This window comes from Janthinobacterium sp. PC23-8 (genome assembly GCF_002250505.1).
GTDB lineage: Bacteria > Pseudomonadota > Gammaproteobacteria > Burkholderiales > Burkholderiaceae_D > Janthinobacterium.
This window is the reverse complement of the sequence record NZ_NJGY01000002.1, coordinates 44,006-68,052: the sequence shown is the minus strand read 5'-3', so window position 1 is coordinate 68,052 and position 24,047 is coordinate 44,006. Positions and strand designations below refer to the sequence as shown.

22 protein-coding genes are annotated in these 24,047 nt (G+C 62.9%); 15 read left to right on the top strand and 7 right to left on the bottom strand.

The features are described 5' to 3' along the window. Complete coding sequence (locus CD932_RS15460; protein ID WP_254926678.1) at positions 1–1,242, bottom strand: nitrate/nitrite transporter; 1,242 nt, start codon at positions 1,240–1,242, stop codon at positions 1–3. Between the two features lie 305 nt (positions 1,243–1,547). On the opposite strand from CD932_RS15460, the gene CD932_RS15455 reads away from it, so the two are divergent. The 11 genes from CD932_RS15455 to CD932_RS15405 all read left to right on the top strand — a co-directional run bounded on the left by CD932_RS15455 (position 1,548) and on the right by CD932_RS15405 (position 13,937). Next, positions 1,548–3,626 (top strand): RecQ family ATP-dependent DNA helicase, encoded by a 2,079-nt coding sequence (locus CD932_RS15455; RefSeq protein WP_094443714.1) that lies wholly within the window; start codon positions 1,548–1,550, stop codon positions 3,624–3,626. Beyond that, entirely contained in the window at positions 3,623–4,870 is a 1,248-nt protein-coding gene (locus tag CD932_RS15450) for a DNA-processing protein DprA (protein ID WP_094443713.1), read from the top strand. Before CD932_RS15455 ends, CD932_RS15450 begins: the two co-directional genes overlap by 4 nt. A gap of 119 nt (positions 4,871–4,989) precedes the next feature. Continuing rightward, on the top strand, positions 4,990–5,367 hold the full coding sequence (locus tag CD932_RS15445; protein WP_094444416.1) for a SirB2 family protein: 378 nt from the start codon (positions 4,990–4,992) through the stop codon (positions 5,365–5,367). Between the two features lie 88 nt (positions 5,368–5,455). After that, positions 5,456–5,971, top strand: a complete 516-nt coding sequence (locus CD932_RS15440) for a hypothetical protein (RefSeq protein WP_094443712.1) — start codon at positions 5,456–5,458, stop codon at positions 5,969–5,971. 204 nt (positions 5,972–6,175) lie between these two features. Further along, a complete protein-coding gene (locus CD932_RS15435) occupies positions 6,176–8,437 on the top strand; it encodes a hypothetical protein (protein ID WP_176461001.1) in 2,262 nt (753 codons plus the stop codon). 167 nt (positions 8,438–8,604) lie between these two features. Beyond that, positions 8,605–8,850, top strand: coding sequence for a DUF6434 domain-containing protein (locus CD932_RS15430; protein WP_254926620.1), 246 nt, complete (start codon positions 8,605–8,607; stop codon positions 8,848–8,850). A 127-nt stretch (positions 8,851–8,977) separates the two neighbouring features. After that, on the top strand, positions 8,978–9,619 hold the full coding sequence (gene udk / locus CD932_RS15425; RefSeq protein WP_094443711.1) for a uridine kinase: 642 nt from the start codon (positions 8,978–8,980) through the stop codon (positions 9,617–9,619). An 18-nt stretch (positions 9,620–9,637) separates the two neighbouring features. After that, positions 9,638–10,207 carry a hypothetical protein gene (locus CD932_RS15420; RefSeq protein WP_141213263.1) on the top strand — a complete coding sequence of 190 codons (570 nt, stop codon included), beginning with the start codon at positions 9,638–9,640 and terminating at the stop codon, positions 10,205–10,207. 110 nt (positions 10,208–10,317) lie between these two features. Beyond that, a complete protein-coding gene (locus tag CD932_RS29780; protein WP_094443709.1) occupies positions 10,318–10,758 on the top strand; it encodes an energy transducer TonB in 441 nt (146 codons plus the stop codon). Between the two features lie 413 nt (positions 10,759–11,171). Then, positions 11,172–12,569, top strand: a complete 1,398-nt coding sequence (locus tag CD932_RS15410) for an amino acid permease (protein WP_094443708.1) — start codon at positions 11,172–11,174, stop codon at positions 12,567–12,569. A gap of 87 nt (positions 12,570–12,656) precedes the next feature. Beyond that, entirely contained in the window at positions 12,657–13,937 is a 1,281-nt protein-coding gene (locus CD932_RS15405) for a DUF445 domain-containing protein (protein WP_094443707.1), read from the top strand. Here CD932_RS15405 and ftrA read toward each other — a convergent pair. Then, complete coding sequence (ftrA, locus tag CD932_RS15400) at positions 13,921–14,907, bottom strand: transcriptional regulator FtrA (protein ID WP_094443706.1); 987 nt, start codon at positions 14,905–14,907, stop codon at positions 13,921–13,923. The two genes, CD932_RS15405 and ftrA, sit on opposite strands and share 17 nt — an antisense overlap. Positions 14,908–15,000: 93 nt before the next feature. On the opposite strand from ftrA, the gene CD932_RS15395 reads away from it, so the two are divergent. From CD932_RS15395 to CD932_RS15385, 3 genes are all read left to right on the top strand, one after another. Next, a complete protein-coding gene (locus CD932_RS15395) occupies positions 15,001–15,417 on the top strand; it encodes a rhodanese-like domain-containing protein (protein ID WP_094443705.1) in 417 nt (138 codons plus the stop codon). Then, positions 15,414–15,884, top strand: a complete 471-nt coding sequence (locus tag CD932_RS15390) for a GNAT family N-acetyltransferase (RefSeq protein ID WP_094443704.1) — start codon at positions 15,414–15,416, stop codon at positions 15,882–15,884. The genes CD932_RS15395 and CD932_RS15390 overlap by 4 nt, the downstream gene beginning before the upstream one ends. Positions 15,885–16,018: 134 nt before the next feature. Next, positions 16,019–16,507: a hypothetical protein gene (locus CD932_RS15385; protein WP_094443703.1), complete on the top strand. Its 489-nt coding sequence runs from the start codon at positions 16,019–16,021 to the stop codon at positions 16,505–16,507. 30 nt (positions 16,508–16,537) lie between these two features. Here CD932_RS15385 and corA read toward each other — a convergent pair whose 3' ends face one another. Together corA and CD932_RS15375 are read right to left on the bottom strand one after the other, a co-directional pair. Next, on the bottom strand, positions 16,538–17,524 hold the full coding sequence (gene corA, locus CD932_RS15380) for a magnesium/cobalt transporter CorA (RefSeq protein ID WP_094444414.1): 987 nt from the start codon (positions 17,522–17,524) through the stop codon (positions 16,538–16,540). Positions 17,525–17,711: 187 nt separating this feature from the next. Then, positions 17,712–18,212 carry an arsenate reductase ArsC gene (locus tag CD932_RS15375; RefSeq protein WP_094443702.1) on the bottom strand — a complete coding sequence of 167 codons (501 nt, stop codon included), beginning with the start codon at positions 18,210–18,212 and terminating at the stop codon, positions 17,712–17,714. Positions 18,213–18,430: 218 nt separating this feature from the next. Here CD932_RS15375 and CD932_RS29660 point away from each other — a divergent pair, with 218 nt between their 5' ends. Continuing rightward, positions 18,431–20,089 (top strand): methyl-accepting chemotaxis protein, encoded by a 1,659-nt coding sequence (locus CD932_RS29660; RefSeq protein WP_094443701.1) that lies wholly within the window; start codon positions 18,431–18,433, stop codon positions 20,087–20,089. A 4-nt stretch (positions 20,090–20,093) separates the two neighbouring features. On the opposite strand, the gene paoC is transcribed toward CD932_RS29660, so the two are convergent. The 3 genes from paoC to paoA are packed head-to-tail and all read right to left on the bottom strand — an operon-like array spanning position 20,094 to position 23,919. After that, on the bottom strand, positions 20,094–22,292 hold the full coding sequence (paoC, locus tag CD932_RS15365) for an aldehyde oxidoreductase molybdenum-binding subunit PaoC (RefSeq protein WP_094443700.1): 2,199 nt from the start codon (positions 22,290–22,292) through the stop codon (positions 20,094–20,096). Further along, a complete protein-coding gene (locus tag CD932_RS15360) occupies positions 22,289–23,272 on the bottom strand; it encodes a xanthine dehydrogenase family protein subunit M (protein WP_094443699.1) in 984 nt (327 codons plus the stop codon). Before CD932_RS15360 ends, paoC begins: the two co-directional genes overlap by 4 nt. Beyond that, a complete protein-coding gene (paoA, locus tag CD932_RS15355) occupies positions 23,269–23,919 on the bottom strand; it encodes an aldehyde dehydrogenase iron-sulfur subunit PaoA (RefSeq protein ID WP_094443698.1) in 651 nt (216 codons plus the stop codon). Before paoA ends, CD932_RS15360 begins: the two co-directional genes overlap by 4 nt. Positions 23,920–24,047: the final 128 nt, after the last annotated feature.

Sequence of the window (24,047 nt, the reverse complement as noted above, 5' to 3'; positions counted from 1 at the left end):
TTATGCTCCAGCGAGTTGATGATTGACAGGGGCCGCGCGTTGCGGCTTGAAGGAAAAATGCATCCAGACGAGCGACACGCAGACGGTGCCGTACAGGAGCATGAAGGCGCTCGAGCGCACGCCGGTGAGGTCCACCAGGGCGCCGAACATCACCGGCAGCACGAAGCCGCCCAAGCCGCCGGCCAGTCCCACCACGCCCGAGACGGCGCCGATATTGTCGGAAAAGTCGTCGCCGATGAATTTGAAGACGGAGGCCTTGCCCACCGCCATGGCGATGCCGACCACGAACAGCAGCACGGTAAACAGCACCGGCGGCAGGCCAATATGAAAGGCCAGCGGGCCGGTGACGGTCTCGATCACCATCTGCGTTTGCGGATACGACAGCAGGAAGAAGCACACCCAGCACACCCACATCACGGCCCAGGTCACCCTGGCCGCACCGTATTTGTCCGAGATCCAGCCGCCAAAAGCGCGCAGCACGCCGCCGGGCAGCGAGAAGCAGGCCGCCAGCAGCGCCGCGTGTTTCAAATCAAAGCCGTATTCGGCCACGTAGTATTTGGTCATCCACAGCGCCAGCGCCACATAACCGCCGAACACCACCGAGTAGTACTGGCAGTAGCGCCAGACGCGCGGGTCTTTCAGCACCTTCATTTGCGCGGCAAAGCTTTCGCCGGCTGGCGCCAGGTGCGATTTGTCGGTAAAGGAAAACAGCCAGAAGATGACGGCCGTGGCCAGCATGGCCACCGCATACACCTTGGGCAGCATCTGCCAGCCGAAGGCGGCAACGATGCCGGGGGCGACGAACTTGGTCAGCGCCGAACCCGAGTTCCCCGCGCCGAAGATGCCCATCGCCAGGCCGCGCCGCTCTTTTTCATACCAGCGCGCCACATACGGCGTGCCGACCGAGAACGAGCCGCCGGCCAGGCCGACGAACATGCCCAAAACAAGAAAATGCCAGTAGACGGTGGCGTAGGAAATGAGCCAGATCGGCGCCACGCTGGCGAGCATCAGCAGGAAGAACACGCGCCGTCCGCCGTATTTGTCGGTCCAGATCCCCAGCGGCACGCGCACCAGGGAGCCGGTCAGCACCGGCATGGCGGCCAGCAGGCCGAATTGGGTTTCGGTGAGGCCCAGGCTGGCCTTGATCGGGATGCCCAGCACGGCAAACATCATCCAGACCGCAAAGCAGATGGTGAAGGCGAAGGTGCTGCTGACCAGCACGGACAGCTGCTTGCGCCGGATTGCTGGCGCGCCTGGCGCGCCGGGGGTGTTGATACTGCTGTTATTGTTGGTGCCATCTAAGGTAGCCACGATGCTTCTCCATGAATGCACTGGCCGTCTGGCCAGCCGTCCCGACCAGCTTACGTGGCGCCCGCCCGCAGCACTATCGGCCACAGGGCGGTTTTGGGAAGGCAATCTGGATAGACGGGTCGGCAGAAGTGACTAGGCAGTCCGGAATCGCCCTGCGCGGAATGCCGAGCCGGATGACGCAAGTGCGACGCAGCGTATAAAATATGGTGAGTTCGATATCCGAGAGGCAGAAATATATGATCTACGATCCCGCACGCGCGCTCGAACTGCTGCGTATCGGCTCGGGCCGCGCCGATGCGACTTTTCGCGACGGGCAGGAAGATGCTATCCGCCATATCGTCGAAGGTAACGGCCGCTTGCTGGTCATACAGAAAACAGGCTGGGGTAAAAGCTTCGTCTATTTTATTGCTACCAAGTTGCTGCGAGAAGCCGGCAACGGACCAGCACTCTTGATTTCACCGCTGCTGGCCCTGATGCGCAATCAGGTTGCTGCCGCAGAGCGCATGGGAGTTCGTGCCGCCACCATCAATTCCGATAACAAGGACCATTGGGCGACGGTCGAGGCGGGCCTTGCCAACGGCGAAACCGACATTCTGCTGATTTCGCCAGAACGCCTGGCCAACGAGTACTTCCGCACAGAGGTGCTCGCTGGTATCGCGGCACAAATTGCCATGCTGGTGATCGATGAAGCGCATTGCATTTCGGACTGGGGTCACGACTTCCGCCCCCATTACCGGCTGTTGGAGCGTATCGTCAAAACGCTGCCCGCAAATCTGAGACTGCTGGCGACCACGGCGACAGCCAATAATCGCGTCATGGATGACCTTGCGGCAGTGCTAGGGCCGATGCTCGAGGTGTCGCGCGGCGACCTCAATCGAAGCTCGCTGTCATTACAGACGATCAGACTGCCCAGCCAGGCCCAGCGTCTCGCATGGCTGGCGGAGCAACTGGCCTCGCTGCAAGGTCACGGCATCATCTATACCCTGACGGTGCGCGACGCGAACCAGGTCGCGCAATGGCTGCAGTCGCGAGGCTTCAATGTCGAGGCCTATACAGGCGAAACCGGTGAACGCCGGGAACAACTGGAACAGGCTCTGCTCGACAATCAGGTCAAGGCGCTGGTGGCGACAACCGCGTTGGGCATGGGCTATGACAAGCCTGACCTGGCGTTTGTCATTCATTACCAGATGCCCGGGTCGGTCGTCGCTTATTATCAACAGGTCGGGCGGGCGGGACGCGCATTGGATAGCGCCTACGGCGTACTGCTCAGTGGCCTGGAAGAGTTGAACATTGCGGACTGGTTCATCCGCAGTGCCTTTCCAACCCGGCAGGAAGTCGCCGAGATTATTGGCGCACTTGAACAGGACCACGATGGACTGTCCGTTCCACAACTGCTGACCAAAGTTAATCTGAGCAAAGGACGGATCGAAAAAGCCATCGCCCTGCTGTCGCTCGAATCGCCAGCACCGATCGCCAAACAAGGCAGCAAATGGCAACTGACGGCTGCGGTCCTCAGTGAAGGTTTTTGGGAGCGTGCGGAACGACTCACTGCATTGCGGCGAGTCGAACACCAGCAAATGCGAGACTACGTCAGCCTGCCGTTCGGTAAACACATGGGTTTTTTGATCAGCGCGCTCGATGGTGACGCTAGTGCCGTCGCGCCACCGGCGCTGGCACCGCTGCCTGCCACGGTGGACGCTGAGTTGCTCCAGGCCGCCATCGCTTTTCTTCGCAGAACCAGCTTGCCTATTATCCCACGCAAGAGATGGCCCGCAGGCGGGATGCCACAGTATGGAGTGCAGGGTGACATTACACTTGATCACAGAGCTCTTGCAGGCAAAGCACTGTGCGTATGGGGCGATGCTGGCTGGGGCGAATTGGTGCGGCAAGGCAAATATGCCGATGGCAGGTTCGCCGACGATCTGGTTGCCGCCTGCGTGAAAATGGTAGGTGAATGGAATCCCCGGCCCTACCCCGCCTGGGTCAGCTGTGTGCCTTCGCTCCGGCATCCTGTGCTGGTACCGGATTTTGCACAACGCCTCGCGGCCGCACTGGGCCTGCCGTTTCATCTGGTGATTGCGAAAACAGATGACAGACCAGAACAAAAAACCATGGAAAACAGTGCACAGCAGGCTAGAAACATCGATGGCTCGCTCGCATTGAACGCTCTAGCCGTACCGACGGGGCCTGTACTGCTGGTCGATGATATGGTCGATTCCGGCTGGACATTGACAGTATCCGCATGGTTATTACGCAAAGGCGGCAGCGGCGAAGTCTGGCCCATCGCGCTTTCACAGACAGGACATGAAGAATGATGCCCGAACTATCACCCAACACAAAAGCGATCCTGCTGTTGACCGCACCCTTGATTGCGGGGAGCGGCCAGCCCTCGTCCGACCCGCTGTCGCCCGGTGAGTACAAGCGGCTGGCCCGACATTTGCGGGAACTGCAACGGCAACCGGCCGATCTGGTCCTGTCTGATGCATCAGAGCTGGTGCGGGCATGCCAGCCGGTAATCGATGCAGAACGCTTGCTGCGCCTGTTGGGGCGTGGATTCCTGTTAAGCCAGGTGATTGAACGCTGGCAGGCGCGTGCCATTTGGGTGGTGAGCCGGGCTGATGCCACTTATCCTCGACGCCTGAAGGTGCGTTTGCGAGAAGATGCCCCCGCGGTGCTGTACGGTTGCGGCGATATCGGCCTGCTGGACACGGGCGGCCTTGCGGTGGTCGGCTCCCGTCACGTCGATGAGGTGCTGATCGATTACACCATGGCTATCGGAGAGCTTGCCGCTCATGCCGGGCGAAGCATTGTATCGGGCGGCGCAAAAGGCATTGATCAGGCGGCCATGCGCGGCGCGCTGGAGTCTGGCGGCAGGGTCTGCGCAGTGCTGGCCGACAGCCTGGAAAAAATGGCGATGCATCGGGAGTATCGCAATGCGCTGCTCGACGGTCAGTTGGTCCTCAGTTCACCGTATGACCCCAGCGCAGGCTTTCACGTTGGCCACGCCATGCAGCGCAACAAATTGATTTACGCACTAGCCGATGCCGCGCTGGTGGTCAGTTCCGACCTCGGCAAGGGGGGGACCTGGAGTGGCGCCATTGAACAGCTGGCAAAGTTCAGGTTTGTGCCGGTGCACGTGCGAACCACAGGTATCAGGTCTGATGGTCTCGATGAGCTGAGCAAACGTGGCGCGCTTGCCTGGCCCGAGCCACAAGACACCGCCTCATTTGACGTCGTATTCGACGCGGCTGCAACAGGCACGGCCGACACGCCGCAGCCTGAACCTGCCATGGCAATCAGCCAGAGACAAGCCAAACCGGAATTCGGTGAGGACGACATCCCCGATCTGCCTCCTGCCGACGTACTGTTTCTCGCCGTGCGCGAAGCGATTCAACGCCTGCTCAAGGCACCCATGAAAGACGCCGAGATTGCCACCGCACTCGACGTCTCCAACGCCCAGGCCAAAGCTTGGCTGCAGCGCCTGCTTGACGATGGCATCATCGAAAAACAGACCAAACCGGCCGGCTACATTCTCAAGTCAGAGCAGCTCTTCGAGTAAACTGCCAAGTGGCGCAATGCTTGATTGCACCGCGCCTTGCATGTAGTGCTGACAGAGTATGGCGCCGCGCCGTGAACCCGGCTATGCTGGCGCCACACCACACAAACAAGGTCAACGGCATGGATTATCTGAGTCTCAAGCATTTCCACATGGGCTGCGCCGCCGCCAGCGGCGCCCTGTTTCTGCTGCGCGGCGCCTGGATGCTGCGCGCTTCGCCCGCGCTGGGGCAGCGCTGGGTGAAAATCGTGCCGCACCTGATCGACACGGCGCTCCTGGTCAGCGCCATCACCCTGGCCGTGTGGAGCGGCCAGTCGCCAGGCAGCCATCCCTGGCTGATGGCCAAGCTGTGCGCACTGGTGGCGTATATCGTGCTGGGCACCATCGCGCTCAAGCGCGGCAAGACGCTGGCCGTGCGCGCCACGGCGTTCGTGGCCGCCGTGCTGGTGTTTGCGTATATCGTGGCGGTGGCCGTGACGCGCCAGCCCTGGCCGTTCTGAAGGACAGCGTGGCCGGCCCGGCAATGATACTATTTTGAGCATCACCAGCCGGCCCTCCTGGCCCTGCATCCACCACTGAAAGGCCATCATGCTCTTGTCCGAACTGCTCTCCCGCCTGACCTGCGGCGACCTCGAAGGCGAGGAACTCGACGAAGCCGTCACGGCCATCACCAACGCGCCATCGAACCCCCGCGAGGAGTGGGTGGACAGCGATGCGCAAGCCTACGCGCTGGAGATGATCTACCAGCTGGGCGGCTATATGGCGTCGAGCGACAAGATCGACGAGCTGCACGAACAGCTTCAGGAGATGTTCGACGAATTTCCCGACTTCCCTTACGAGCTGCTCAAGGGCCATGAGCGCGGCGTATTGCCGTATTACGAGTGGCTCGACGGCGAACTGGCGCAGCGCGCCCGGGACGAAGGCGGCTATGACCTGATCCAGATCGACGGTAACGGTAGCGACGAGATGGATGCGCTGATCGTGTACCGGCGCGACACCGACGACATTATCCAGGGCGCGGCCCTGATGGGCGTGACGATAGGCCGACCGCTGACGTATTTTCGCGGTGTGCAGGCGCAGGTCGATGCAGGCCAGAGCGGGTGAAGGAGACCGCGTTCCTCATTCGCCCCGGCGCGCGCCACGCCGATAGCCGGCCGGGAGGCCTTGATCCAGGTCTCGCTCGCACTTGCCTGTATAACATCAACTCGTTTACACTTGCGGCCCACAGCCATGCCAACCTCCGCGCGCATGCCTGCCTCGACTGCAAGGGATCCGGTGCCATCCATCTTCAAGCCCAACAATAAGCTCTTGTCCGCGTTGCTGCTGGCGAGCGCCGCAGCCACCGGCGAAGCCAGCGTGCCAGGCGCCCTGCCCGCCCTGGTCACGGCCAACGCGCCGCTGCGGCTCGACGGCGCGCTCGACGACGACGCCTGGCGCCACGCGCCCGTGTACGACACGTTTCACGAATACCGGCCCGAAAACGGCCGGCCCGCGCCGCCGCAGTTGCGCACCACGGTGCAATTGCTGGTGGTCGATGGCGCGCTGGTGTTCGGCATCCGCGCCTGGGACGACGCGCCGCAGCAGCGCCAGGGCGCGCTGGCGCGGCGCGACAAGGTGGGCATGGACCAGGACTTTATCGGCATCTGGCTCGACCCCACGGGTCACGGTCGCGCGGCGCAGTTCGTGCGCATCAATACGGCGGGCGTGCTCAGCGACGGCATGTACCGCGCCGACGAGGACTTGTCGGACCTGGGGCCGGATTTCCCGATCGACGCCGCCGTCAGGCTGCTGGACGACGGCTACAGCATGGAAGTACGCTGGCCCCTGTCCAACCTGCGCTTTCCCTACGAAGGCGGCAAGACCTGGCGCGCCATGATCGAGCGCAGCGTGCCGCACGCGGGCGGCCTGCTGCTGACCAGCACTGCCTTGACCGGCGACGCCTTGAGCCATATCGCCGCACTGCAGGAGATAGCCGGCATGGGCGCCACGGTGGCTGGCGTGCGCGACCGCGCTTTTCTGGACCTCAAGCCCGAACTGACCATGCGCGCCACCCGCGACGAAGACGCCGATGGTCGGCGCCGCGCCAACCGCGCCAGCCTGGGCCTGGAGGTCAACGCCCGTCCGCGCGCCGACTGGGTGTTCAATGGCACGCTCAACCCTGATTACTCGCAGGTGGAAATCGACGAGCCCACGTCCTCCGGCGCCAGCCGCATTGCCTTGAGCCTGCCGGAAAAACGCGGCTTTTTCCTGGAAAGCGCCGACGTGCTGGGCCTGCCGCTGGCGGCCTTTTATTCGCGCACCGTGGCCGACCCGCAGTGGGGCCTGCGCGCCACCTGGCGCGCCGCGCAACTGGACGCGACGGCCATGAGCTTGCGCGACCAGAGCGGCGGCGTGGTGCTGCGCGGCGGCCCGTATGAAACGGCGCAATACGATCAGACCACGTCCACCCTGGCCAGCCTGGTGCGCGGGCGCTGGCATGGGGAGGGCGGTGGCGTGCTGCTGGGCGCTTTTGCCTCGCAGCGCGACTACGGCCGCGCGGGCGCCAACACGGTGTTCGGCTTTGACGGCCAGTGGCGCGGCGACGGCCAGCAGGCGGCGTGGCTGCTGATGCAGTCGAACAGCAATGTCGCCCTCGCCGACGACAGCACACCTGCCCGGCGCGTCGCCACCCGCCGCGGCGCCTATGGCTGGGGCAAATTCACGCAGATCAGCGACGTCTGGTGGAACGACGCCGCGTTCGAAGCGAGCAGCGGCGGCTTCATCAACGACAATGGCTTCGTGCCGCAAACGGGCGTGCTCAAGGCGAACATCAACCTGAATCGCCGCATGGGGGCGCAGCGCCCGGCCTGGAACGGCCTGGCGGTCGACTTGTACGAAACCGAGGCCCACCTGGGCCTGCACGAGATCCGCACCGTCAGTGACAGCGTGTCCGGCCAGGCCGGTGGCCAGGTGGTGGAGCGCAAGCTGCAGCCTGGCATCTGGTTCCGTGGCCCGCGCCAGCTCAATTTCTGGGCCAACCTGGGCTTCGACCAGCAGCGCGCCAACCGCCTGGGCCAGCTGCACGACACGCGCGCCCTGCACTTCGGCGTCGAATCGTCGCCCCTGCCCTGGCTGCCGAAGCTCAATGCCGAAGTGACCCTGGGCCGCCAGCTCGACGTCGACGCCGACCGGGTCGGCCGTGGCGGCAACGTCACGCTGGACCTGGGCTGGCGCCGCGCCCTGCCCAATGGCTGGGCGATGGAACTGGACCAGCGTTGGAACCGGGCCTGGGTGCAAGGCACGCTGGGACAGCCGGCGTTTACCGACACCGGCTGGCGCGTGCTGGCCATGCTGCACTTCACGCCCGCCGATTCGCTACGGCTGCTGGCGCAAAACACGGCCGGCGAACGACGCGACGATGGCGTCACGGCGCTGCAACCGTGGGCCGAAAAGCAATCGCACCGTTCGCTGCTGTACCGCCATCTGTGGCGCCACGGCCGTTCGATATCGGTCGGCTACTCACGCGACCGGACGCGGATGCCGAAGGTCACCAATCAGGCGCTGACCGTCAAGTTTCAGTGGGAAGTGTAAAGGATTTTCATCTAATTCTGACTCCGGTTTAGCGTAGCGATTTGGGAGGGGCTTCAAACCCCTTCCAAATCTTATTTAGTCCGCCAGGCCTGAAGGCCTGGCGCATTTAAATTGTTGAAAATGCGTCAGGTCTGGACTTATCGTCAACAGCAAGCATTTTGATACCAATGGAGCAAAAGATGACATTTGACTGGCACGGCGGCGTCATATCGCACTCGACTGAAATCGACGCAGGCTACAAGAACACGCAAAATGTCCGGCGTTTCCTGCTTGCGCACTGCGGCGCGCAATTTCGCTTTGACAGAGCGCTGATGGCCTGGATACGCGATGGCGGCGCGAAGACCATGGGCGATGTGGTGACCGAATGGAGGCGCCGCCGCAGCGTTGCGCAAGCAGCCGGTCCCATACCTTGAAAGCAATTGAAACCGGCGAAGGCCGCATACTGGCGGCGTTTGAAAAAAGCTGACCAGTCTGCGGTAAAGCCCTTATCTTGCAGCAACCGCCCTGTCGGTTCGCGCGCGCTTCCGGTATCATGCGGGGATGAACCAGATTCCTTTCCATCCGTTTGTTATTGGTGTCGCTGGCGGAAGCGGCAGTGGCAAGTCCACCGTATCCCAGCAAGTGCTGGCTTCTTTTGGGGCCGACATGGTCTCGGTCGTGATGCAGGACGATTACTACTGCGACCAGTCCCATCTCGCCCCCGAAGTGCGTCCCCAGCAAAATTACGACCATCCGCAGGCCTTCGAGTGGCCCTTGCTGGTGCGGCACGTCAAGGCCTTGTGCAACGGCGAAGCGATCGAAATGCCGGAATATAACTTCACGCTGCACAACCGCTCCGACAAGACCATTTGCGTCAAGCCGGCGCCGGTGATCGTCGTCGAAGGGCTGTTTGCCCTGTATGACGAAGACTTGCGCAACATGATGTCGCTGAAGATCTTTGTCGACACCGCCTCGGACGTGCGCTTTATCCGCCGCATGCAGCGCGATATCACCGAACGCGGCCGCTCGGTCGAAAGCGTCATCGAGCAGTATCTGGACACCGTGCGCCCGATGCACAAGCAATTCATCGAGCCGACCAAGCGCAACGCCGACGTGATCCTGCCGCACGGCGCCAATGGCCCGGCGGTCGACATGATTACCGCCAAGGTGGCGAGCGTGATCGGCAAGTCGAAGCGGGCCTGATTTATTCAAAAGGAAATGATGAGAATTGCCGTCCAGCTCGTATTGAGTCTGTCACTGGTCTTTGCAGGCCCCGCATCTGCTGCCGCCACGGTCCCGGTCCCGGTCCCGGCCCCGGTCCCGGCCCCGGCAGCGCCGCTTGCAGCAAGCAACACCGCGCACCTTAAAGCGGTACAGGATCTGCTGGGTGCGATGCAAATTGAAAAGATCCTGAAAGGCGTCGCCGCCCGTAGCCGCTACCCGAATGAAGCACAGAAACAGGCCGTGCTCGCCAAGCTCGACAAAATTTCGCCTGCGGAGGTTTATCAGCGCATGGCGCCGGTGCTGACAAGCGTCATTTCCGCCGATACCGCAATCGAGATGAGCCGCTTCTATAACACACCTTACGGCAAGCAGGTCATCTACAAAAAGTATAACTCCGGTGCGCAGCTGATCATGCCGGGCGCAACGAAGGCCGTGGCGCCGGAAGAAAAGAAGGAACGCAAGCGCGCCGCCTATGTCAAGGCCAGCCAGGAACTGAATGAGGCCGAAGCGGCGATCGAGCATGAAGCGTTCAAGCTGGTGCAAGTGATTAACAAGGAAAAGCGATAATTCGGCGCGTCCCCTGGAAAACAGGCGTTGGACAAACGGCGGTGGACGGCCAACAGCGGCTATATACAGCATGGTGACAATGCGTGGGATTTTTTGCTTGGCGATCCGCTATGCTCTGGTGCTGCTATCGGCCAGAAGCGGACTATCAACGTGAAGTCAATTTAGGAGCGTGGAAAATGCGCCAGAAGTTATGTTCATGTTTTTTATATCTCGTTTGCATGACTGCAAATGCTGGACAAGTAGGAGAGAGTGCCGAGATTAATCGTGAGCTGCCGCCTACCATTGACGAGGCCGCTAAATGTACGGAAGCGATAATAGACTTGGCAATGCCTTTGTGGCCTAAAAGTGCTCTTCGTTCGGGCACTACGGGGTGGACAGTAGTTCGGTACGACCTGGATGGGAGTGGACGGGCTCAAAATGCTGCTGTCTATCGCGCCGTCCCGGAGCAAGTTTTCGATCAAAGCTCGTTATTCAGCATAAAGCGTTCAAAATTTAAAGCCGGAGCCTCACGGCAAGGATGCAAAGCTTTGATCGTGTTTTCGAACAATTAGTTTGCCGTAAGGCGTGAGTCGGCTTTGGGGCGAAAGCCGCCATGCGGCAGAATGGATTCAGTTTTTCCTCCCTCCAAGCCAACCAGCGAAATAGTCCATGGCCCAAGGCGCCAGCCAAGGTGCTCCGGGCCAAGCGGGCCTGAAAAATGTCGAGGGCAAGGCGCGGCGACGCAGACAGTACGCATGTACGGCAAGGAAGCCGCAACGCCGCCATCGGCATTTTCTCAGGCCCGCGTCTCCGGCCCGCTGTTTTTTGAAGTTTCACACTCACGGCAAAAATTAACAACCCACACGTCATTTCCCGCATTTCCTTCAATAACTTCCCTCGCCTGCGCTAGAATCTGCCTTCGCCTGGCCACCCATGAGGCGGTCACGATGACAACACCACTATAAAAAAACGCACGGGAGTGACAGTGAGCTTATTGAGAACCAAGAATCTGGACGACATGATCGCCCACAGCAAGAAGCCCGGCGGACTGGCCAAGGTACTGGGGCCGTTCGACCTGGTGCTGATGGGCATCGGTGCCATCGTCGGCACCGGCATCTTCGTGCTGACCGGCACGGGCGCGCTGACGGCCGGCCCGGCCTTGTCGCTGTCGTTCGTGATCGCGGCGGTGGCTTGCTGCTTTGCCGCCCTGTGCTATGCGGAATTTGCCTCCACCGTGCCGGTGGCCGGCTCGATCTACACGTATACCTACGCCACCATGGGCGAGCTGGCGGCGTGGATGATAGGCTGGGACTTGCTGCTTGAATATGGCCTGGCAGCGGCCGCCGTGTGTGTCGGCTGGTCCGGCTATTTCCAGTCGCTGATCGCCGGTTTTGGTATCGTGCTGCCGGTGGAACTGACGGCTGCACCCGGCGCCCTGCCCGGTGTGTCGACCTGGATCAACCTGCCGGCGCTGGTGATCATGCTGCTGCTCACCGCCATGCTGGGCTGGGGCGTGCGCGAATCGGCACGGCTGAACAACGTCATGGTGGCCATCAAGATCGGCGTGGTGCTGCTGTTTATCATTTTCGGCGCGCGCCATGTGCAGCCGGCCAACTGGCAGCCTTACATGCCCTTCGGCATGAACGGCGTGATGAGCGCGGCGGCGCTGGTGTTTTTTGCCTTTATCGGCTTTGACGCCGTTACCTCGGCCGCCGAGGAAGTCAAGAAGCCGTCGCGCGACCTGCCGATCGGTATTATCGGTTCGCTGGCCGTGTGCGCCGTGCTGTACGTGGTGGTGTCTGCCATCATGACCGGCATCGTGCCGTATCAAAAATTTCTCGGCGTCGACCATCCAGTCTCGCTGGCCTTGCAATATGCGGGCGAAAACTGGATCGCGGGCTTTGTCGACCTGGGCGCCATCCTTGGCATGACCACCGTGATACTGGTGATGGCATTCGGTCAGACCCGCATCATCTTTGCCATGTCGCGCGACGGCCTGCTGCCGGCCCGTTTGTCGACCGTGCATCCGCGCTTCCAGACGCCGTTTTTCGCCACCTGGCTGGTGGGCATCGTGTTCGGCCTGATCGCCGCCGTGATTCCGCTCAATATCCTGGCTGAACTGATCAATATCGGCACGCTGGCCGCCTTCACCCTGGTGGCGATTGCCGTGGTGGTGCTGCGCAAGAAGCGCCCCGACCTGCCGCGCGCCTTCCGCTGCCCGGGCGTGCCGGTGATCCCGGCGCTGGCCGTGATCTTCTGCGTGGCCTTGATGAGCTACTTGAGCATGGTGACCTGGATCGCCTTCGGCATCTGGCTGGCGATCGGCCTGGTCATCTACTTCGGTTATGCCCGCAAACGTTCACTGCTGCACCCGAAAGCCTGATCGTTCCCCGATACTGCGGCGTGCGCGACAGCCCTTGTCGCCCGCCGCAGTTATGATGGCGCTCTCTACCTCAAGAAGAGTTTCGCCATGCCCCCAGCTCCCGTCCTGACCGAACCACGGCACGCCGACCAGTTCAAGCGCGACCGCCTGCGCACCATGCAGTGGGTGGCCGTCGGCCTGCTGCTGGCCGCCGCGCTGCTGTTTGCGCTGGCCCGCTCGCAGCGCGCAAGCCACCCGGCCTGGGGCTACCTGGAAGCGTTTGCCGAAGCATCGATGGTGGGCGCGATCGCCGACTGGTTTGCCGTCGTCGCCCTGTTCCGCCATCCGCTCGGCATTCCGGTCTGGCATACGGCGATTATTCCAAACAGCAAGGACAGCATCGGCCAGAGCCTGGGCGCCTTTGTGGAAAACCATTTCATTACAGAACAAGGCATTGCCGAACGCATCGCCCAGGCCGACCCGGCCGCTCTGCTGGGCGCCTGGCTGCGCGATCCACTGCATGCGCAGCAACTGGGCGCATCTTGTGCCGGGGTCGCCAGGCAACTGCTGTCGATGCTGGACCATGAACCACTGCGCGAACTGGTGCGCGGCAAGGCCACCCGTTACCTGGGCCAACTGAATCTGTCCAGCGTGGCGGCCGACTGCATCGATGCCCTGATCGCCGACAGCAAGCCGCAGGAACTGCTGGACTTCGTGCTCGACAAGGGCGCCGACTACCTGGCCGACGAAAGCCACCATGCGGCCATCGGCGATTTCGCGCTGAACGCCTTCCATATCGAGAACAAGCTGGTCAAGGCGGCGCTGGTGCTGTACGAGGCGCGCATGATCAGGTCACTGCAGGAATTCGTCGTCGCCGTGCGCGCCGATCCGCAGCATCCGGTGCGCGCCCGCCTGTCGGGCTGGATCGCCGACAGCGCGCTGCACCTGAAAAACGACGCCCACTGGCAAGACACCGTCAGGCAGTACCAGAGCCAGCTGCTGGCCAGCGACAAGGTGCAGGCGATGCTGGGCGAAGCCTGGGATACGCTGCTCGAACGCCTGCGGGCGGACCTCGACAGCGCGCAGCCGGCGCTGGCGCGCGCGATGGCCAATATCGCGGGCAACACCGGCAAGGTGCTGGGCAGCGATGAAACAGCCAGGCAGTGGCTCAACGACACCATCGTCGCCGGCAGCAGCTCGCTGGTGCGCCGCTACCGGGGCGAAGTGGGCGCGTTTATCGAAAGCCGGCTGGCGCTGTGGAGCAAGGACGAGATGAGCGAGCGCATCGAGCTGGCCATCGGCCGCGATTTGCAGTTCATCCGCATCAACGGCACCGTGGTGGGCGGGTTGGCGGGCTTGCTGATTCATACGGTCAGCCAGGCTTTCTGACTTTCGGCGCAAGCAGATCGGCGTCAGAGAAGCGCTGCCGGTAGGCGCCGGGGCTGGTGGCGACAAGGCGCCGGAAATGCCGGCGCAGCGATTCTTCCGAACCGAAACCGGCCAGCTCGGCCACCTGCGCCATCGGCGTGGCGGGCGACTCCAGCAAGTCTTTGGCCAGCGCCACCCTTTCGCGTATCAGCCAGCTGACCGGGCCCATGCCGGTGGCGTGCTGAAACTGGCGCTGCAAGGTGCGCGGACTCATCAAGGCGCGCGCCGCCATGCTGGCGATGGTGTGCGGCAAAGCCGGATGTTCGCGCAGCCAGTCGATCAGGGCCGCCAGCCTGCCGGCCTCGTCTTTCGCCATCGGCCGTGGCACGAACTGCGCCTGACCGCCTTCGCGGTGCGGCGCCGTCACCAGCCGCTGCGCCACCCTGTTGCCGATCTTCGCGCCATGGTCGCGCCGCACCAGGTGCAGCAACATGTCCAGTCCGGCGGCCGAGCCGGCCGAAGTGATGATGTTGCCCTCATCCACATACAGCGCGTCCGGCAACACCGTAATGGCCGGATAGCGCTGCGCCAGGCGCTCGGCATAGCGCCAGTGGGTAGTGGCGCGCTTGCCGTCGAGCACGCCAGCGGCGGCCAGGACAAACACGCCGGAACAGATCGAACACAGCCGCGCACCGCGCAGATTGGCCGCGCGCAGCTTGCCGAGCAAGGCGGCAGGCGGCGCCTCGTCGGCATTGCGCCAGCCGGGAATCACGATGGTGTCGGCCCGATCGAGCAGCTCGAGCGCATGTGGCGCCACGACCGAAATGCCGCCCATGGCGCGGATAGGTCCCGCTTCGGCCGCGCAGACGGCAAATTCGTACCAGGGCACGCCGAGCTCGGACCGGTCCAGCGCGAAGATCTCCACCGTGCAGCCAAATTCAAAGGTGCACAACTGGTCATACGCGAGTGCCACGACAAGATGATGCTTCATGGCGTAATGTTACCGCAGTTTGACCTTTGCGCCACTGTCAGGCGCACCGGCTGGCACCGATAATCGTCGCATGCCAACCAACCGGAACACACCATGTCGCTCGTTACTGAAGTCGCCGCCGCACCGCAAGCCCTTGCCCTCGCCCATTTTGAATCGCTGCTGCAATTTGAAACGGATTGCTGGGATGTCCACCACACCTTAAGCTCCGGCCATGCGGACTTTGTGCTGCTCGACGTGCGCGGCGCCGATCAATTTGCCGCCGGCCATATTCCCGGCGCCACGCATTTGCAGCATGGAAAAATCATCGGATCCAGGCTGGCGCACTATGCCGAGGACACGCTGTTCGTCACCTATTGCGCCGGCCCCCATTGCAACGGCGCCGCACGCGCCGCGATCCGCCTGGCCAGGCTGGGCCGCCCCGTGAAAATCATGCCGGGCGGAATCACGGGCTGGATAGCTGAAGGATTTGCCCTGAAAACGGCGCCTGCCGATGCCGGCATGCACGCATGACCAGCGTGTACACGGTGCGCCGCGCGCTGTGGCAGGATGCTCCAGCGTTGCTGGCGCTGATGCGCGAGCTGGCGCGCTTCGAAGGCTATCTCGATCAGTTCCGCGTGAACGAAAACGATTTGCTTGAACGCGGACTCGGTGAAGGATCGACACGGCAATTCGTGGCATTCGTCGCCGAAAGCGGCAGCGGCGCCCTGCCCGGCTACGCCGTGGTCCACACCATCGCCTTCACCTATGACCTGCGGCCGACCCTGGTGCTCAAGGAACTGTATGTGGATGGCGCAGCGCGCGGCCTGGGCATCGGCCACGCGCTGATGGCGGCGGTCATGGCCGAGGGCAAGGCACAAGGCTGCGCGCGCCTGAAATGGGATGTATTGCCAGGCAATCTGCGCGCGCAGGCGTTTTATCGCAGCATCAAAGGCGCGCCCGACACGCAATGGCAGGGCTGGATACGAAAGCTTGAGTGAGTGACGGTGGGCCTGTCGCCAGCATCCCTGAAACCTTACCAATTTGTAATAGTGCGCTGGTTGACGGCACGGCGGCAACTGCCTAGCATGGATTGCAAATGCGGCAACCCGCCCGCATGCCACCGGAGTTCTCCATGCGCCCCTGTTACCTGCCGCGCCGGTTTGCCCAGACCTTTGCCGCCGGCCTGCTCACGCTTGCCGCCGCGGCAACCACCAACGCCGTCGCCGCCCAAGGCCAGGCGGGCGTACAAACGCCACCTGGCTGGACGATGATGCCCTTGCCGGCCATCAGGGGCCATATCCAGAGTGCCGATACCGACGATAACGTTCAGTTGATGTACAACGACGAGCAAAAGCTGGCCGGCGTGGTGATGGTCACTTTTACGCCTGGCGGTGGCTACGCCGGCATACTGAAGACCTTCAAGTACAACGATGGCGACGCCAACCCGCCGCGCCTGTCGATGATGGCGCCCGGCGACTACCTGCCGGCCTGCCATCCCGGCAGTCCATGCGAGAAGGTGCATATCGCCAACCAGGCAGTCGCACTGTGCTTTGGCGAGGCATCGTGCCGGATTCTGTATTACGAGGGCAAGGAGCTGCGCGATATCGTCATGACGGACTGAAGCAGCGGACCTGCCATGCCACGGCCAAGCTTACAACCACCCTTCGCGCTTGAGCCGCCGGTGCAGGAAAAAGCAGCCCGCCACGATCACCACCATCACCGCCGGATAGCTGCCGCGCCAATTGAGTTCGGGCATGAATTTGAAGTTCATGCCGTACAGGCTGAACACCATGGTCGGCACGGCCAGGATGCCGGCCCAGGCGGCCAGGCGCTTGACCACCTCGTTCTGGCGGATCGAAATCTGGCCCAGCGCCACCTGCATGGCGGCGTTGACCATCTCGCGCATCTGATTGGCCGTGTGCGTGACTCTTTTGACGTGATCGAGGATGTCGCGGTAATAGATGCGGTTTTCCTTGGGCACGATATCGCCATGGAAGCGGATCAGCTGGGTGCAGATTTCATGCAGCGGGTTGACGGCCGCGTCGAGCTTCAATAATTCCGTTTTCAGCTGGTAAAAATCCTGCAGCTTGTCTTCGTTCAGGCTGGGCTTGAAGAGCTGGGTTTCATATTGCTGGAACTTCGATTGCAGCATGTCGATGCAAGGCTGGTACTGGTCGACGATAAAATCGATAATGGAATACAGCACATAGCCGGGACCGCTGGCCAGCTTTTCGGGCACGGTTTCCTTGCGCTCGCGCAGCCTGGCGTAACCGGCCGACGGCCCATGGCGCACGGTAATGATGAAGCGGCAGCCGAGAAACACATGGGTTTCGCCGTAGACGATGGCCTGGCCGTCGAGGCTGGCCGTATGCATCACCATAAACAGGGTGTCGCCGTATTCCTCCAGCTTGGGCCGCTCGTGCGCGCCTTCGGCATCCTCCACCGCCAGTTCGTGCAGGCCGAAGGCCGATTGCAGCGCCTGCATGGCGGCGCTGTCGGGGCCGGCCAGGCCTATCCACACAAAGCAATCAGGGTCGCCGAGAAAATCGCCGACCTTGTCAATGTCGAAGTGGGCGACTTTCTTGCCATGGCGATAGGCTTCGCAATTGACGACGGCGGCGTGCTGACTCAAGTCCATGATCTGCGTACTGGCTGCTGGGAAGGACGGCCAGTATAGCGGAAAAGAAAGAAATTTTTGATCGCCCGAGCGCAGCTCCGGCAGCCAGCCGATGACCTGGCCCTGTATTGCGGACGGCGGATGCATGGAGCGCCCGCCGCCACGCAGCAGCCCTGCTGATCATGGCGCGTGCGGACGGACGTGGCAATCAGGCGGCGCGCGCGCCTATCGCCTGCATTTCCTGCTGGATCGCATTCTTTTCCAGCATATGCAGCGGCAGGCTGGTAAAGATATTCATGCGCGTCATGATCTGGCGGAAGATGCGGTGGAAGGCGGCACGTTTTTCCTCGTCGGTGCCGGTGACGGCGGCCGGGTCTTCGAAGCCCCAGTGGGCCGACATTGGATGGCCGGGCCAGACCGGGCAGGCTTCGCTGGCCGCCTTGTCGCACACGGTGACGATGAAATCCATCTGCGGCGCGCCGGCCGCGCCAAATTCGTCCCAGCTCTTGCTGCGCAGCTCGCTGACCGGGTAGCCGGTGATCGCCACTTGCTCGATGGCATAAGGATGGACGACGCCGCCGGGGTGGCTGCCGGCCGAATAGCCCTTGAAGCGTCCCTTGCCCATCGTCGTCAGCAAGGCTTCCGCCATGATGCTGCGCGCCGAATTGCCGGTGCAAACAAACAGCACCTTGTACACTTTTTCTTGCATATCACTCTCCAGTTGGGGCAGGCATGGGCCCGCAGGTTCAGGCTGTCCATCATATCGACGGACTTTGACAGGATGATGACGCAGGCCATTTCAACGACAGGCAATAATGATTGTTCAGCAAATATAATTTCCATGATGTAATACTTGCGTCACACTGGCCTGCTACGCTTCCCTCATCAGCAATCCGTCAGCAGACAACCGAAAGCACTCTCCACATCATGAAATTGCTCCAATTGAAAACCGGACCCCGGGTCCTGATCTCGTTCGCCATGGTGCTGTTCGTCATGGCTTGCATTACGGCCATCGCCCTGTGGCGCTTGCATGCGGCCAATGACAATACCGACTACCTGGTCAAGGACAAGCTGGCCAAGCAGCAGATCGCTTCCGAACTGCTGGGCACGGCCAAGCTCAATGGCAATAGCGCCCTGTCGATCGCCAAGAGCGACAGCCTGGAAACGGGCGAATATTTCCAGGCGCAGCTGACCTTGGGCGACAAGGCCGTCGAGCGCCTGATGGCGCAAATGAAAGCCTTGCACAAGAGCGGCACCGAGGCGGCGCTGTTTGACGAGGTCGCCAAGGACCAGAAAGCGTATCTTGCCGTGCGCAAGGAAGTGTTTGCCTTCAAGGATCAGGGCCGCACGCAGGAAGTCGAGCAACTGACCGGCAGCACCATGAAAACCACGTTCGGCGCCTATGCTGCGGCGTTGAGCAAGCTGCTGGACTACCAGACCAAAGAAGCCAATGCCCTGGCGGCGGCCTCGGCCAGCCAGTACGACAGCAGCGTGGCCACCCTGCTCGCCTTTGGCGCACTGGCCTTGATCACGGGCGCCGCGCTGGCGTGGGCGATTACGCGCAGCATCGTCGTGCCGCTCAAGCATGCGGTCAATATTGCCGAGCGCGTCGCCAGGGGCGACTTGCGCCAGGTCGAGGTGCAGGAACGCCACGATGAAGTGGGCCAGCTGCTCAATGCCTTGCACAATATGACGGTGCGCCTCGGTGAAACGGTCAAGCTGGTGCACGATGGCGCCGTCACCATCGACACCGCCTCGCGCGAACTGTCGACCGGCAATATGGATCTGTCGCGCCGCACCGAACACCAAGCGGGTGCGCTGCAGGAAACGGCCTCGTCGATGGAGGAACTGACGGCGGCGGTCAAGGGCAATACCAGCAATGCACGCCAGGCCAACGAACTGGTACTGTCGGCCTCGCAGGTGGCCAAAAAAGGCGGCAGCGTGGTCGATGACGTGGTCGGCACCATGGATGAGATCAGCGCGGCGGCGAAAAAAATCGTCGATATTATCGGCGTCATCGACGGCATCGCGTTTCAAACCAATATCCTGGCGCTGAACGCCGCCGTCGAGGCGGCCCGTGCCGGTGAGCAAGGTCGCGGCTTTGCAGTAGTGGCCAGTGAAGTGCGCAACCTGGCCCAGCGTTCGGCGACGGCGGCGCACGAGATCAAAAAGCTGATCAATACGTCGGTAGAGAAGATTGAAACGGGCAGCGTATTGGCCCATGCGGCCGGCGACACCATGGCCGAGATTGTCGCCAGCGTGGAGCGCGTCACCAGCATCATGGCCCATATCGCCACGGCCAGCGCCGAGCAGGAGTCGGGCATCGGCGAAATCAACGGTGCCATTACTGCGATCGACAATGTCACCCAGCAAAATGCGGCCCTGGTCGAAGAAGCGGCCGCGTCAGCAGAGTCGGTCCATAGCGAGGCGACCACCCTGCTGCGCGTGGTGGGCTTCTTTACGGTGGACGATACGGTGGTGATGGCGGCGGAGCAAGCGCAGCCGATCACCAGCGTGGCCCGCCCGGTACGTCGCAAGCCGGCAACGTTGAGCTTGCCGGTCGGTGGCGCGCCGGCGCTGGGTTAGTGCTTCAGGCCACGGCGGGCAGCTTGTCGAGCAACTTGTCCAGGGTAATCGGATACTCGCGCACCCTGGCCCCCGTGGCGTTATAAATGGCGTTGGCGATCGCCGCCGCCACGCCGCAAATGCCCAGTTCGCCCACGCCCTTGGCCTTCATCGGCGACGATAGGGGGTCGGTTTCTTCCAGGAAGATCACGTCCTGGTGCGGCATATCGGCATGCACCGGCACTTCATAGCCGGCCAGGTCATGGTTCACGAAGAAGCCGCCGCGCTGGTCGACCACCAGTTCCTCCATCAAGGCTGCGCCGGCGCCCATGGTCATGGCGCCGATCACCTGGCTGCGCGCCGACTTCGGGTTCAGGATGCGGCCGGCCGCGCACACGGCCAGCATGCGCCGGATGCGCACTTCACCCGTGTAGCTGTCCACGCCCACCTCGACAAAATGCGCGCCAAAGGTCGACTGCTGAAATTTCTTGTCCAGGTCGCCGTACTCCATGAAATCCTCGGCCACGAGTTCGCCATCCCTGGCTGCCTGAGCCAAAGGCACATCGCGCTCGCCACTACTGACCTGTCCATCGGAAAACCGCGCCTCGTTGGGGTCCATCTGCAGCCTGACAGCCACGGCCTGGCGCAATTTGACGCAAGCGGCATACACGCCGGCGGTGGCACTGTTGCCGCCCCACTGGCCGCCGGAACCGGCCGATACGGGAAAGTCCGAATCGCCCAGCCTGACGACGATCCTGTCGAGCTCGACACCGAGCATTTCAGCGGCCGTCTGCGCGATAATGGTGTAGCTGCCGGTGCCGATATCGGTCATGTCGGTTTCCACCGTCACCACGCCCTGGGCGTCCAGGTGCACGCGGGCGGCCGATTTCATCACCATATTGTTGCGGAAGGCGGCAGCGACGCCCATGCCGACCAGCCAGCGGCCGTCGCGTTTGGCGCCCGGCGTGGCACTGCGCTCCTTCCAGCCGAACTCGACGGCGCCGGTGCGCAGGCAGTCGATCAGGCGGCGCTGCGAAAACGGCCGGCCCGGTTTTTCCGGATCGACCTTGGTGTCGTTCACAATGCGCAAGGCAATCGGGTCCATCTTCAGCTTTTCCGCCAGTTCGTCCATGGCAATTTCCAGCGCCATCAGGCCCGGCGCCTCACCGGGTGCGCGCATGGCGTTGCCTTCCGGCAGATCCAGCACGGCCAGGCGCATGGCCGTCATGCGGTTGGCGCCCGCGTAGAGCAGGCGCGTCTGCATCACTGCCGTTTCCGGCTTGCCGCCTTCCAGGTCGCCCGACCACGATTCATGGCCGATGGCCGTGATCTTGCCGGCGCGCGTGGCGCCGAGACGCAGGCGCTGGATGGTGGCGGGCCGGTGCGTGGTGTTGTTCATCAGTTGCGGACGCGTCAGCGCCACCTTGACGGGGCGCCGCGCGGCGCGCGCCCCGAGCGCGGCCAGGACGGCATCGGCGCGCACGAACAGCTTGCCGCCGAAGCCGCCGCCGATATACGGCGAAATCAGGCGTACCTTCGCTTTCGGAATGTCCAGGGTCAAGGCCACGTCGCCGCGGCTCCAGGCGATCATCTGGTTCGAGGTCCAGATCGTCAACTGGTCACCGTTCCATGCCGCGATCGAGGCATGCGGCTCCATCATGGCGTGCGACTGGTCTGGCGTGGTGTAAGTGGCGTCGATCCTCACGGGGGCGGCGGCAAAGGCGCCGGCAAAGTCGCCCACCCTGGTGTCGGGCTTGCCTTCCCTGGGCTTGATGGCGGAACTTTTCGCCGCCGCCAGGTCGTACTTGCCCTTCTGTTGGGCATATGTCACGGCGATCAGCTGCGTGGCGGCGCGCGCCTGCTCGAACGTTTCGGCCACCACCAGCGCCACCGCCTGGTGGTAATGCTCGATCTCGGGGCCGCCCAGCAGCCTGGCGGTATTCATCTTCCCTTTGCCAAGCTTGCCGGCGTTCGCGGCCGAGACGACGGCCAGCACGCCGGGCGCGCGCAGGGCGGCGCTGGTGTCCATGGACGTGATGCGGCCCCTGGCGATCGCCGCGCCCAGCACATGACCATAGGCGGCATTCGGCGCCGCTTCGTTCTGTTCATAGGCATAGGGCGCCGTGCCCGTGGTTTTCAGGGGACCTTCGATGCGGTCGGTGGCGCGGCCGATATAGCGCAGCTGGTCGATGGGATTGGTGGTGGCGGGCGTGGTAAATTTCATGATGTGACTTTCTGCGCGGTATCACGCGCTTGCATGGGCACTCCATTGAGCACGCCAGCCAGGGTGCGCCGCACCAGGGTGGCCTTGAAGGCGTTCTCTTCGGTCGGCCTGGCGTTGGCCAGCAGTATCTTGCTGACGGCCACCGCGCCCTGCCCCATGGCCTGGTCCGCCAGCGCCAAGCGCCATGGCTGCGGCGCCACGCCGCCCAGGGCCACGCGGCCCGAGCCGTCCGGCATGACGACGGCAGCCACCGACACCAGCGCAAACGCATACGAGGCGCGGTCGCGCACCTTGGCGTAGACATGGGTGCCGCCCAGCGGTTTCGGCAGGGTGACGGCGGTGATCAGCTCGCCCGGCTGCAGGGCCGTTTCGATATGCGGCGTATTGCCCGGCAAGCGATAAAAATCGGCGATCGCAATGGTGCGCGTGGCGCCATCGGGGCGCACGGTTTCGATGCCGGCGTCGAGCAGCCGCATGGCCACCGCCATGTCGGACGGATGGGTGGCGATGCAGGCGTCGCTGCCGCCAAGAATAGCCAGCTGGCGGCTGAAACCGCCAATGGCCGGGCAGCCGCTGCCGGGATGACGCTTGTTGCAGGCCTGGTTGGTGTCGTAGAAATACGGGCAACGGGTGCGCTGCAGCAAGTTGCCGGCCGTAGTGGCCTTGTTGCGCAGCTGGGCCGACGCACCGGCCAGCAAGGCGCGCGACAGCACGCCATAATGACGCCGCACTTTTTCATCTGCGGCCAGGGCCGTGTTGCGCACCAGGGCGCCGATGCGCAGGCCGCCGTCTGGCGTGGCGCCGATCTGGTCCAGGCCCAGGCCGTTGACGTCGATCAGGTGCGGCGGCGCCTCGATCTCAAGTTTCATCAGGTCGAGCAGATTGGTGCCGCCGGCAATGAATTTGGCGCCCGGGGTGCGCAGCGAGGCGGCAGCCGCTGCGGCCGGCGTGGTGGCGCGCTGGTAGCTGAAGACCTTCATGCCGGCCTCCCTGCAACGTCCGTGATCGCGTCGATGATATTCGAATAGGCGCCGCAGCGGCAGATATTGCCGCTCATGCGTTCGCGCAATTGCTCGGGCGTGACTTGCGGTTTCGCGTTGAGGTCTGCGCTGACATGGCTGGGCACGCCGCGGCGAATTTCGTCCAGCGCCGCCACGGCCGAACAGATTTGCCCCGGAGTACAGTAACCGCACTGATAGCCATCATGGGCGACAAACGCGGCCTGCATCGGATGCAGTTTTTCCGGCGTACCCAGCCCTTCGATGGTGGTGATTTTTGATCCTTCATGCATCACCGCCAGGCTCAGACAGGAATTGATGCGCTGGCCGTCGACGATCACGGTGCAGGCGCCGCACTGGCCATGGTCGCAGCCCTTCTTGGTGCCTGTCAGGTGCAGGTGTTCGCGCAAGGCGTCGAGCAAGGTGGTACGCGTGTCGAGTTCGAGCGCCCGGACCTTGCCGTTGATGGCGAAGCGCACACCCATCATCACCGGTGGCGCCGAGGCTGCGCTCCCGGAACTGCCAGCCTGGGCCGCAGCCATGGCGGGGATGACCGCCGCAGTGGCCGACAAGGCCCCCACGATCAGGACATCGCGCCGGCCCGTATTAATATCGTTGATCTCGTCCATCGTTGCGTCCTCCTGGCTGATTGTGTCCTCGCTGCTTACTTATTTATTGGCTCGCTGGGTGCATGCCGGCCCAGGATCGAGTGTAAGGCGCAGAGAAAAAAGGTCTGTACGCGAACGTACGGAACATA

Bases quoted from the DNA above. Each gene is read 5' to 3' on its own strand.
- CD932_RS15455 (WP_094443714.1), top strand. From the start codon at position 1,548: ATGATCTACGATCCCGCACGCGCGCTCGAACTGCTGCGTATCGGCTCG.
- CD932_RS15450 (WP_094443713.1), top strand. From the start codon at position 3,623: ATGATGCCCGAACTATCACCCAACACAAAAGCGATCCTGCTGTTGACC.
- CD932_RS15445 (WP_094444416.1), top strand. From the start codon at position 4,990: ATGGATTATCTGAGTCTCAAGCATTTCCACATGGGCTGCGCCGCCGCC.
- CD932_RS15440 (WP_094443712.1), top strand. From the start codon at position 5,456: ATGCTCTTGTCCGAACTGCTCTCCCGCCTGACCTGCGGCGACCTCGAA.
- CD932_RS15430 (WP_254926620.1), top strand. From the start codon at position 8,605: ATGGAGCAAAAGATGACATTTGACTGGCACGGCGGCGTCATATCGCAC.
- udk (WP_094443711.1), top strand. From the start codon at position 8,978: ATGAACCAGATTCCTTTCCATCCGTTTGTTATTGGTGTCGCTGGCGGA.
- CD932_RS15420 (WP_141213263.1), top strand. From the start codon at position 9,638: ATGAGAATTGCCGTCCAGCTCGTATTGAGTCTGTCACTGGTCTTTGCA.
- CD932_RS29780 (WP_094443709.1), top strand. From the start codon at position 10,318: ATGCTCTGGTGCTGCTATCGGCCAGAAGCGGACTATCAACGTGAAGTC.
- CD932_RS15405 (WP_094443707.1), top strand. From the start codon at position 12,657: ATGCCCCCAGCTCCCGTCCTGACCGAACCACGGCACGCCGACCAGTTC.
- ftrA (WP_094443706.1), bottom strand. From the start codon at position 14,907: ATGAAGCATCATCTTGTCGTGGCACTCGCGTATGACCAGTTGTGCACC.
- CD932_RS15395 (WP_094443705.1), top strand. From the start codon at position 15,001: ATGTCGCTCGTTACTGAAGTCGCCGCCGCACCGCAAGCCCTTGCCCTC.
- CD932_RS15390 (WP_094443704.1), top strand. From the start codon at position 15,414: ATGACCAGCGTGTACACGGTGCGCCGCGCGCTGTGGCAGGATGCTCCA.
- CD932_RS15385 (WP_094443703.1), top strand. From the start codon at position 16,019: ATGCGCCCCTGTTACCTGCCGCGCCGGTTTGCCCAGACCTTTGCCGCC.
- corA (WP_094444414.1), bottom strand. From the start codon at position 17,524: ATGGACTTGAGTCAGCACGCCGCCGTCGTCAATTGCGAAGCCTATCGC.
- CD932_RS15375 (WP_094443702.1), bottom strand. From the start codon at position 18,212: ATGCAAGAAAAAGTGTACAAGGTGCTGTTTGTTTGCACCGGCAATTCG.
- CD932_RS29660 (WP_094443701.1), top strand. From the start codon at position 18,431: ATGAAATTGCTCCAATTGAAAACCGGACCCCGGGTCCTGATCTCGTTC.
- paoC (WP_094443700.1), bottom strand. From the start codon at position 22,292: ATGAAATTTACCACGCCCGCCACCACCAATCCCATCGACCAGCTGCGC.
- CD932_RS15360 (WP_094443699.1), bottom strand. From the start codon at position 23,272: ATGAAGGTCTTCAGCTACCAGCGCGCCACCACGCCGGCCGCAGCGGCT.
- paoA (WP_094443698.1), bottom strand. From the start codon at position 23,919: ATGGACGAGATCAACGATATTAATACGGGCCGGCGCGATGTCCTGATC.